The sequence below is a fragment of the Neobacillus sp. DZ-9 genome (assembly GCF_059587065.1).
On sequence record NZ_JCAIOL010000014.1, the window covers coordinates 131,355 to 140,038 of the forward strand.

10 protein-coding genes are annotated in these 8,684 nt (G+C 38.2%); 8 read left to right on the forward strand and 2 right to left on the reverse strand.

From position 1 onward, the window contains the following. Positions 1-89: 89 nt before the first annotated feature. Together AC59HZ_RS27730 and mug are read left to right on the forward strand one after the other, a co-directional pair. On the forward strand, positions 90-665 hold the full coding sequence (locus AC59HZ_RS27730; protein ID WP_496548990.1) for a YitT family protein: 576 nt from the start codon (positions 90-92) through the stop codon (positions 663-665). 48 nt (positions 666-713) lie between these two features. Further along, entirely contained in the window at positions 714-1,223 is a 510-nt protein-coding gene (gene mug / locus AC59HZ_RS27735; protein WP_496548991.1) for a G/U mismatch-specific DNA glycosylase, read from the forward strand. Positions 1,224-1,249: 26 nt separating this feature from the next. On the opposite strand, the gene shc is transcribed toward mug, so the two are convergent. Then, the gene (gene shc, locus AC59HZ_RS27740) at positions 1,250-3,118 is read right to left on the reverse strand and encodes a squalene--hopene cyclase (protein ID WP_496548992.1); all 1,869 of its coding nucleotides are present in this window, start codon (positions 3,116-3,118) and stop codon (positions 1,250-1,252) included. A 122-nt stretch (positions 3,119-3,240) separates the two neighbouring features. Here shc and AC59HZ_RS27745 point away from each other — a divergent pair, with 122 nt between their 5' ends. From AC59HZ_RS27745 to AC59HZ_RS27770, 6 genes are all read left to right on the forward strand, one after another. Beyond that, on the forward strand, positions 3,241-4,329 hold the full coding sequence (locus AC59HZ_RS27745; protein ID WP_496548993.1) for a DUF2515 domain-containing protein: 1,089 nt from the start codon (positions 3,241-3,243) through the stop codon (positions 4,327-4,329). Continuing rightward, positions 4,256-4,705, forward strand: a complete 450-nt coding sequence (locus AC59HZ_RS27750) for a CBO0543 family protein (protein ID WP_496548994.1) — start codon at positions 4,256-4,258, stop codon at positions 4,703-4,705. Before AC59HZ_RS27745 ends, AC59HZ_RS27750 begins: the two co-directional genes overlap by 74 nt. Positions 4,706-4,937: 232 nt before the next feature. Next, positions 4,938-5,378 (forward strand): peptidylprolyl isomerase, encoded by a 441-nt coding sequence (locus AC59HZ_RS27755; protein WP_496548995.1) that lies wholly within the window; start codon positions 4,938-4,940, stop codon positions 5,376-5,378. Between the two features lie 99 nt (positions 5,379-5,477). Then, positions 5,478-6,266, forward strand: a complete 789-nt coding sequence (locus AC59HZ_RS27760; protein WP_496548996.1) for a divergent polysaccharide deacetylase family protein — start codon at positions 5,478-5,480, stop codon at positions 6,264-6,266. Positions 6,267-6,367: 101 nt separating this feature from the next. Continuing rightward, positions 6,368-7,120: an exodeoxyribonuclease III gene (locus tag AC59HZ_RS27765; protein WP_496548997.1), complete on the forward strand. Its 753-nt coding sequence runs from the start codon at positions 6,368-6,370 to the stop codon at positions 7,118-7,120. 110 nt (positions 7,121-7,230) lie between these two features. Beyond that, the gene (locus AC59HZ_RS27770; RefSeq protein ID WP_496548998.1) at positions 7,231-8,001 is read left to right on the forward strand and encodes a class I SAM-dependent methyltransferase; all 771 of its coding nucleotides are present in this window, start codon (positions 7,231-7,233) and stop codon (positions 7,999-8,001) included. A gap of 56 nt (positions 8,002-8,057) precedes the next feature. Here the strand turns inward: AC59HZ_RS27770 and AC59HZ_RS27775 are convergent, their stop codons facing one another. Next, on the reverse strand, positions 8,058-8,195 hold the full coding sequence (locus tag AC59HZ_RS27775; protein WP_496548999.1) for a hypothetical protein: 138 nt from the start codon (positions 8,193-8,195) through the stop codon (positions 8,058-8,060). Between the last annotated feature and the right edge of the window lie 489 nt (positions 8,196-8,684).

Consider the following 8,684-nt stretch of genomic DNA (forward strand, 5'->3'; position numbering starts at 1 on the left):
TCCGTTCTTTTTGTCTTAAATCCTTCCGAATGAAGTCTCTTATTCAAACATATAAGTGGTATTAAAGAAATGGGACAAGGGATGGTTGGATGTTGAAAAAATTAGTGATTCTAGGCTTTGGGAGTACTATGATCGGAATAGGGGTAAACGGATTTATTCTTCCTTTTCATTTGATAAATGGCGGCTTTTTTGGCATAAGTCTCTTGGCCAATTATTTGTGGGGGTTAAAAGTTGGCCTCACATTTATATTCTTAAATATTCCCGTTTACATCTACGCCTTTAAATATGAACCTGATTATTTTGTGAAGGGGTTAGCGGGGGCAGTGATTTCTGGATTTATGCTTGATTTTCTAATACCATTAAACGGAAGAATTCACTTGCCTATTTTAAGCAGTATTATTATTGGTGCGGTTTTTATTGGTATTGGTGTTGGCTTTATGCTGAGAAATCATATTAGCCCCGGCGGGATGGATTTGCTTGCGCTTTTAATGGCCAAAAAGACTAAAGTGAATGTTGGGATAATTTGTTTTGCAATAGATGCAGTCATTATAACGACTGGATTATTACTTCTAAAAGATGCAAGACTTCTTTATTCACTTGGAATTGTTTCGATCATTGGGTTATTTGCTTGTGTTATAACGACGGTCCGTAAAGTAGAGAAATAAACAAATTTTTTTGATAAAATGAGATTATCTACCATCAAGGAGTATAAAATGAACCCAATAAGCGATCATCTAAAAGAAAATTTAAAGATAATATTTGTGGGCTTTAATCCAAGTATTCGTTCTAGTGAACTCGGTCACCATTATGCCAATCCCAATAATCGTTTTTGGAAAATTATTTATCAAGCAGGTTTAACCCCTCGGAAATATGAGGCTGCTGAAGATCATACACTTTTAGAATTAGGTTACGGATTCACGAACATTGTTCAAAGACCCACAAAGGCAGCGGATGAAATAAAGAAGGAAGAATACATGGAGGGTAGAGAAATCTTAAAACAGAAGATTGCTAAATTTAAGCCGAAAATAGTTTGTTTTGTTGGGAAAGGCGTTTATCAGGAGTATAGTGGACGTAATGCGGCCCCATGGGGGGTTCAAGAAGTAGCTGTAGTGCCAGGGACGATTGATTTTGTAGCTCCGTCTTCAAGTGGATTAGTTAGAATGCGGCTTGAAGAAATCGTTGAGATATATAAAAACCTATCTGAATTAAACATCGACGGTTAAAGAGGACCGTCGATGTTTTATTTAGATTATCTTATTTCGAACTTCTTTTGATAATGGGACAAGGTCAATAGCGGAAAAATATAACGGTAGCTGTGGTAATGAATATATAAACCGCCCGCCATTCCTTGACCTTTAGGATAGTCCGTGGTCCAATCTGTTTGTTCCAGCGAATTTAATAAATATTTAATTCCTTTTTCAATAGTTGTGGTCGTTTTTTCAGAAACGGAAATCAAAGCATCTAGGGCCCAGGCTGTATGTGTCAAGGTGCTTGCGCGTAATGGTACATATATTTTTTTGTTGTCGCTATGGCAAGATTCTCCCCAGCCGCCATCTTCATTCTGAATACTTCGCAGCCATTTAACGGCATCTTGAATAGCAGGATGACTTCTCGGTACATTCACTGCTAATAATCCTGTAACGGCAGCCCATGTTCCATATATATAACAAATTCCCCAGCGACTATACCAGGAGCCATCCTTCTCTTGATTCTTAAAAAGCCATTTTACGCCTTTTTGGATGGTGGTATGATCATGTGGAAGATTCGTATAATTCCCGAAGAATTCTAAGGTTCTTCCGGTAATATCTGCACAAGTTGGGTCTGTTAATAGAAACTCTCCTTTTTCAATTGGTAAAAATTCAAATACCTTTGAATTCGCATTTTTTTCAAATGCAGCCCAGCCGCCATCGTCGTTTTGCATCGATAAAACCCAGCGGATTCCCCGTTCCCAAGCTGCTAGGTCAGTTGGTAAGCTTCTTGAAATCGATCTGAGCGAAGCGGTCGTATCATCAACATCTGGATTAATGGTATTTACATCGGAAAAGCCCCAGCCGCCAGGCAGGCTAGAAGGGTTATGAATCACCCAATCTCCGAATTTTTTATGCTGCCGTGTAAGGAGGTATTCATTGGCTTTTGTTACTATTGAATCTTCTAAAGGAACACCTGCTGATTGTAAGGTGAAACTAATTAACGATGTATTCCACACATCCGCGGTGGTATATTGCATATGAGGCAAGCCATTAATTTCGCATTTCATTACGCAGATTCCTTCTAAGGCTTTTACGATAACGGGATCTGTTTTTTTATATCCAAGAGAAAGTAAAGCGAAAATCATTAACAAGGTGCTGCTGTAATAACTGTATAACGTGCCATCTGGTTCAATGTGGTCAAGCATATACTTTTTCGCCCGTTCAATCGCTAAATTACGAAGGTGTTCGGGTATACCAATTAAGCTTTTGACCCCATCCTCAATAACAGATAGCAGGGATCTTAATTCAGAAGAGCGGACCCATTGGTCCTCACTATGCCGATGTAAATGCAAATCAGAAAGATTTGGGCTTTTTTCTGTTATGATTGAAAATTTCTTACTAGAAAGGATCATTATCGGGCTCAGGTTTGCTCTGCCAAAAACGGAGAAGGAATAAAAATTGATTGGAAATACGTGCGGTAAAAGAATCACTTCAATCGGCAGCGGGGAAAATGCCGGCCATTTGTATTGACCGGTTAAAGCAAGCATGATTTTGGCAAACATACTGACCTCTTCTAAGCCGCCGTTTGCTAAAATAAACCTTTTAGCAGCACTCAGGTGTTTGTCATCGTCGCTGTAATATCCCGAATAAAGAAGCGCATAATAGGCCTCTACGGTTGACGTTAGATTCCCTTCGCCCTCATCGTAAAATAGTTTCCACGAACCGTTTTTCTCCTGCCTGCTTAAAATTCTCTTCGCTAGCCCTTGTATTAATTCCTCATCATTTAATTCCAATGACCGTAATAAAATAATCATATAGGCATCTGTTGAAAGGCCTGTTTCAAATGGATAATTCCATGAACCATCGGGAGATTGATCTTTTCTTAGCATTTCGATCAGCCACTCAATGCCTTTTCTAGTCTCTAACATCTGTAATCATCATTCCTCTCCCATAAAAATATTCTCATCTATACATATTCGTATCGGAGGATGAGAATTCATAAGGGAGGTTTCGAGCCATTTTTTTTATAAGGAATCGTGAAAAGACACCGTTGGAAAGCATACGAGACGAATTAAGAAGGAAAATCAAATCTCCATCTTCCTCCAAGCAAATATCGAAGGGTGAAGGAGTTTTTTTAGAACAAATAAGAAGCAAAACAACGGAACAAAATCTCAACAATGTAACAAGGACGAAGGCTTACCTTGATTTTTATCTGCAGCATCCGGAAATCCATTGGGCATTTTTAGGCCACATGGTTTCCCGAAATGGCGGCTACAACATGACCGATCTAAAAGGTGAATTTCTTGTCCGATTGATGGCAAGAAAAGATCGGGAAACTTTTTTTACCTTTTTGGAACGAGGGAATTGGCTGATTTTTCAAGACGTCTATCCGCAATTTTTACTTTATGAAGAAAGCGTAAGGCAGAATAAATCATTATTTCACTTGCTTCCTTCATTAAAAATATCCACTTTCATGGAGACCATTTGGAATCATTTTTGGAGGGAGCAATGCACGTACATTCTTGCAATTGCGATGGTCATCAATGAGCAGAGTTACTTAGAAAAAAGAGTGGTGAAAAATCCGCTTTATCAAAAAGAAGTATTAAGCAAATTTGAGTTTCTTCTTCAGGATTGGCTTTCCTTTAATCACATTCTCTTTCCTTGTGGAAAAAAGAACCTTTGCGGGCAGACCCTTCATCAATTTGAATCTCTGAATGAACGGATTTTACTTGGAAAAAGGTTATATTCCATTCTTTTTAAAGATAAAGACCGTTTAGAGCAAACGGTAGAATGGGCAAAAAGAACTCCACATACCGGTTCAAGAAAAGATTACTGGCCTCATATTTTTAATAGTGTGAATGAAGGAATTCCTGGTTTTGCTTATCAACTTCGATTAAAATCCTGTCAGTTAAAAAGCGGGGCACGAAAAATATACAGTCCAACCCTTGAAAACGCTTGGAAAAATGTGACGCATGATGAAGCTGAAAATGGGGATTGGTTTCGTGATTACCGTGTGGCTGATTATTTAGCAGAGGACAACGAAATTATTAATGGGGAGATTATGAATGAATACTGTAAAACACTTGAACGGCTCGAGCTTGCAGCCCTTGCGAAAAAAGCGATTAACTTTATGGAATAAACATTTAATGGCCTGTGCAGTGCTAGCTTCATTACTTGGATCTTATTTAGACCTTTATTTTGTTGGAAAAGGATTGTATCAATTTCCTCAAAGGCCCCTGCCTGAGATATTTTCTATCAATATTGCGTTCACCTTAGCTGGACTGCCAATTTTGGTAATGGTGGTTTTATATTGCTTATCACAAGTAAATAAATGGGGTAAAGCAGGTGTTATTCTATTTGTTAGCCTCCTTATGCCGATTTTAGAAAAATTAGCGGAAGAGTTAGGCTGGTTTGTTCATTCGCAGGCATGGAAGCATGTTTATACCTTTGTTGGATATTTAGTTTTCTTAACCATTATTTATAGATGCTACATGTGGATGGAAAAACATAAATAATAAAAGCCGGGACGATTCATCCCGGCTTTCATGATGCCACAAAGTGCACCAACGGCCCCTGCCGTCCGTACAGTGGTTAAGTGTCCCGCAACAAGCGAAATGTTCGGCAGGGGCTTACCATTATTTTATCACATCCACGGAGAAAATATAATGCTTACAATTGCCAATACTTTCTTTTCTTTTTCGAAAAGTGTATGATGAATATGATTTTTTACATAAAGGAGTGTTTGAAATGGCTAAAAAAGGACATTTTTTAATGGAAAATGGCGAGAAAATTGAGTTTGAATTATACCCTGAAGCAGCACCGGGTACTGTGGAGAATTTTGAAACATTAGCTAATAAGGGATTTTACAATGGTCTAAACTTCCATCGTGTGATCCCAGGGTTTGTAAGTCAAGGCGGCTGCCCTCAAGGAACTGGAACCGGCGGACCTGGCTACACCATTAAGTGTGAAACAGAAGGAAATCCTCACAAACACGTACCAGGCGCCTTATCAATGGCTCACGCAGGACGAAACACTGGTGGAAGCCAGTTTTTCATCGTTCATGAATCTCAGCCGCATTTAAATGGAGTGCATACTGTTTTCGGTCAAGTAACTTCCGGATTAGAAACAGCAAAATCGATGAGAAATGGCGACAAAATGCAAGAAGTTAAGGTATATGATGAAGAGTAAGAAATAGGAGAGAGCCAATCGGCTCTCTTTTTCTGTTTGGGAATGTTTGTGAGTACATTGGGGAAAATATCTTCAAAAAGTTTACTTTTGGGGGTCTATATGAAAAAGTTTATATTTATTCTCATCCCGTTTCTGCTTTTTTCACTGAACCAAAAAGCTTCAGCTGAAAATACTGAAGCCAAGCAATTAAAGGCAGCTGTTATTATCGACGATTTTGGAGGCGGGACGGGAGGAGTCAGGGACTTTTTAGAAGGTGATATACCGATTACTGCAGCAGTAATGCCATTTACTGAAAATTCGAAAGCGCATGCAGAGTGGGCTCATAAAAATGGTTTTGAAGTGATGGTTCACTTGCCAATGGAACCAAAACGAGGCAAAAGGTCTTGGCTAGGTCCAAAGCCGATTACGGTGGACCTTACGGCAAAACAAGTAAGGCAGCGGGTACAAGAAGCGATAAAGACTGTCCCCTATGCAGTTGGACTTAATAATCATATGGGGTCATTGGCAGTTGAAAACGAGCGAATTGTAAGGGCAATTGTTGAGGTGGCAAAAGAAAATAAACTTTATATTATCGACAGCGGCACGAGCCCTGAATCCAAATTCCCGGAGATTGCAAATGAACTCGGTGTTCCTCTTTTAAAAAGAGACGTTTTCCTTGATGATATTTCGTCTTCATCCTATGTATACAAACAGATGATCCGACTAGCAAAGGTAACAGAAATTAAAGGCAAGGGGATTGCCATTGGACATGTGGGTGTGACTGGTAAGGTATGCTCCGTGGGGGTTTATCAATCAATGGACGAATTTAAAAAACGCCATATTAAAATCGTCCCAGTCTCAGAACTTTTATCTGATAAACTAATTGAAAAAAACTTTGTTCCAAATTAAAGGCAGCTATAGACTGCCTTTTTTTGCTGAAATCAAATTTTCTGGTACAATGTCACCTATCAAACTATAAATTTAGGCATCAAGGGAGATGGAATAGAGATATGAAATTAATATCATGGAATGTCAACGGTCTTAGAGCTTGTGTCAAAAAAGGGTTTTTAGATTATTTTCATCAAACAGATGCGGATATTTTTTGTATCCAGGAAACGAAATTACAAGAAGGGCAAATTAACCTGGAATTAGATGGATATAATCAATACTGGAATTATGCGATTAAAAAAGGTTATTCGGGAACTGCTGTTTTTACGAAAGTGGAACCGATTTCCGTCCGGTATGGAGTTGGAACGGATGAGAGTGAAGACGAAGGAAGGATCCTTACCTTGGAGTTTGAGCATTTTTTCTTGGTCAATGTGTATACCCCAAATTCTCAGCGTGATTTGGCAAGAATCGGTTACCGCTTGGAATGGGAGGATCGCATCCTTAATCACCTAAAAGAGTTAGACCAAATTAAACCAGTCATTCTCTGCGGGGACTTAAATGTCGCTCATCAAGAAATTGACCTGCGAAACCCAAAGTCGAATGTGGGGAACTCGGGATTTACCGAGGAAGAGCGAGGGAAAATGACTACATTATTGAATGCTGGGTTTGTCGATAGTTACCGCCACTTTAATCCTGACCAAACAGGTGCCTACACGTGGTGGTCTTATATGGCCAAAGTGCGGGAGCGAAATATAGGCTGGAGAATTGACTATTTTATTGTCTCAAAAACGTTTTGTGAGCAATTGAAAGATGTGGATATCCATTCTGAGATAATGGGCAGCGACCATTGTCCAGTAGTACTTGAACTTCATTAATGTCCTTTTATAACATTTTCTTATAATAAAGCATAAAAAAACCGTAATTTTCATTATGAGTTAAATATTCTATAGTTAATTTAACACAGAAAAGAACGGGGGAATCTAAAATGGATATTAAAAAAGATGTTCAAGAGCAGTTTGGAAAAAGCGCCGATTCATATGTCAGCAGTTCTATTCATAAAAAAGGGAAGGACCTCCAGAAATTAATAGAAATGGCTTCTCTCAATCGGGAGGATGAGTTGCTTGACATTGCCACAGGCGGCGGTCATACGGCCAACGCATTTGCACCCTTTGTAAAAAAAGTGACGGCCGTTGATTTGACTCCGGAAATGTTATCGGCTGCGGAAAACTTTATCAAAGGAAATGGGAATCAAAATGTTGACTTCATTATTGGCGATGCGGAAAATCTTCCATTTCCAAATGAATCGTTTGATCTTGTAACATGCCGAATAGCTCCGCATCATTTTCCGAATGTAAAACGTTTTATTAACGAAGTATTTCGAGTACTAAAGCCAAATGGCCAATTTTTACTTGATGATAATGTCACACCAGAAGAAGAAGAATTTGATGACTTCTATAATACGATTGAAAAATGGCGCGATTACAGTCATTATCGGGCGTGGAAAAAATCAGAATGGCTTCAAATGCTTGAATTTAACAGTTTTGAAATAACTGAGTGGCACCGGTTCGAAAAAACCTTTCAATTTGAATCGTGGTGCAATCGCATGAATCTACCACAAACAGAAAAAGAAAAATTAGCTCAATACATTGTAAATGCTTCACCAAAAGTAAAACAAAAATTTCGCATTATAACAGAGAACAATCAAGTTATTTCCTTTCAAGGGGAGGCTGTCGTCTTAAAGGCCGTTAGAAAATAAAAAAACCTTTGCACGAAGAGAAGTATTCTCTTTTTGCAAAGGTTTTTTTATCATCCTTAGATTTCATTAAGGGCGGTTCCAATTTCATCAAACTCTGGCGATTTTTCATTTTGACCTGAATTTTCTAATTGATCCCGTTCTATTGGGGTAACCAAACCTTGGTCTTCTTCCTTTTTTTGAAGGTGCCAATTCACTATATCACCACTCCTTTTGAAAAACGAATTACTAAAGTATTTTTTCCTATAATAGTGAAACTAAACCATGAATCGCATTAGAATAGAGATCTTTTAGCCAAATTAAAAATTGAATAATTTTTTGCACTTCTATAACTTAATATATGTGTGAAAAAAATGAAAAATAGTAGTTGACGAAAATTGTTTTGGGTAGTAATATAGTCAATGTCGCTGTTACGAAATGTATTAATAAAGCTGCTAAGTTTATTAAAAATAATTCGTAGTTGTTGACAAGGTTTAGATGTAATGGTAAGATAATAAACGTCGCTAATTTAATAGATTAGTAGAAGAAACAAACAATGATTGTTCTTTGAAAACTAAACAAACAAAACGTCAACAAACAATAATATTCGTTTCTTTTGAAACGAGCCAACGTTTTATTTTATGAGCTAATCAACTTTCTTGGAGAGTTTGATCCTGGCTCAGGACGAACGCTGGCGGCGTGCCTAA